This is a genomic window from Streptomyces muensis (assembly GCF_021474425.1).
Taxonomy (GTDB): Bacteria; Actinomycetota; Actinomycetes; order Streptomycetales; family Streptomycetaceae; genus Streptomyces; species Streptomyces muensis.
Map to the genome: position 1 here is coordinate 1 of NZ_JAKEIP010000562.1, position 1,524 is coordinate 1,524.

The following is a 1,524-nucleotide window of genomic DNA, read 5'->3' on the forward strand; positions in this document are numbered from 1 at the left end:
GACGGGGACGGGTGCGAGTTCCCTGCGGGTGTGTGGGTGGGCACGCGGCCTACGGCCGCGTGGGGGTTCCCACCCGCACCGCCCGTGCGGGTTTCGTCGTCGGGTGCGGGTGGCCCCCGTGGGGCGTGCCCGCCGTCGGCGGCCGCCGGAGTGGTCTCGGTCGCTGCCGGTTCCTCCCCGGAATGGGGCACCCTCTGAACGGGCGGGCCATGCGGCGTGCCCGTGGCCGAGGGGAGGGGTGTCATCGTGCTCAGTGACCCGGAGAGTGCCGTCCTGGCGGAGATCGACGAGGCCGGGATCGGACGGACGTTGCTGGAGTTGATCTCGGTGCCGAGTGTCACCGGGAGTGCCGCCGAGTCGGAGCTCCAGCATCTGCTGGCAGGACGGCTGGAGCGGCTCGGGCTGGACGTCGACCTGTGGTCGATGGACCTGGACGCGTTGCGGGCCGACCCCGACTTCCCCGGTGCGGAGGCCGAGCGCGAGGAGGCGTGGGGACTGGCCGGGGTCACGGAGGACGGTGGCGACGGGCCGGCCTTCGTTCTCCAGGGCCATGTCGACGTCGTACCGCCCGGGGATCTCGACGCGTGGGCCGGCGATCCGTTCGTGCCGAGGGTGACCGGGGACGTCGTACACGGCCGGGGCGCCTGCGACATGAAGGCCGGTCTGGTGGCCCACCTCGCCGCCCTCGCGGCGATACGGGCCGCCGGGGTGCGGCTGCGCGGGCGGGTCGGCGTGCACTTCGTCGTGGGGGAGGAGGACGGCGGCCTCGGCGCCTTCGGCACGCTGCGGCGCGGGCACCGGGGAGACCTGTGCGTCATCGCCGAGCCGACGGCCGGCGCCCTCGTCACCGCCAACGCCGGCGCGCTGACCTTCCGGATCACCGTGCCCGGCAAGGCGGCCCACGGCAGCGCGCGGGACCAGGGCGTCAGCGCGATCGACGGGTACCTGCCGCTGCACCGGGCGCTGGCCCGGCTGGAGGCCGAGCGGAACCGCGACGTCCATCCCCTGATGGCCGAGCATCCGATCCCGTACGCCCTGTCCGTGGGGACCGTGCGGGCCGGGGACTGGGCGAGCAGCGTGCCGGACCTGCTGGTCGCGGAAGGGCGGTTGGGGGTACGGCTCGGCGAGGACCCGGCGGAGGCGCGGGCCGCCTTCGAGCGGTGCGTCGCCGAGGCGTGCGACGCCGACCCCTGGCTGCGGGCGCACCCGGCGACGGTGACCTGGCCGGGCGGACGGTTCGCCAGCGGACGGCTGCCCGAGGGGCATCCTCTGCCGGAGGTGATCCGGGGCGCCCATGCCGACACCGGGGGCGCGGCGGCGCTGCGGGAGTGCGGGGCGCCGTACGGGAGCGATCTACGGCTGTACGCGGGGGCGGGGATCCCGACCCTGCAGTTCGGACCGGGGGACATCCGGGTCGCCCACAGCGAGCGGGAGCAGGTGGCCGTCACGGAAGTGGTGGCGGCGGCACGAACGCTGGCGGTGACGGTGTTGCGGACGGTCGGCACGACGTGAGGTGGGCGGGTG

At 75.5% G+C, this 1,524-nt stretch carries 1 protein-coding gene; it reads left to right on the forward strand.

Annotated elements, in window-relative coordinates; genetic code table 11:
• Positions 1-246: 246 nt before the first annotated feature.
• Positions 247-1,512 carry an ArgE/DapE family deacylase gene (locus L0P92_RS44335; protein WP_234768796.1) on the forward strand — a complete coding sequence of 422 codons (1,266 nt, stop codon included), beginning with the start codon at positions 247-249 and terminating at the stop codon, positions 1,510-1,512.
• The last annotated feature ends 12 nt before the right edge of the window (positions 1,513-1,524 follow it).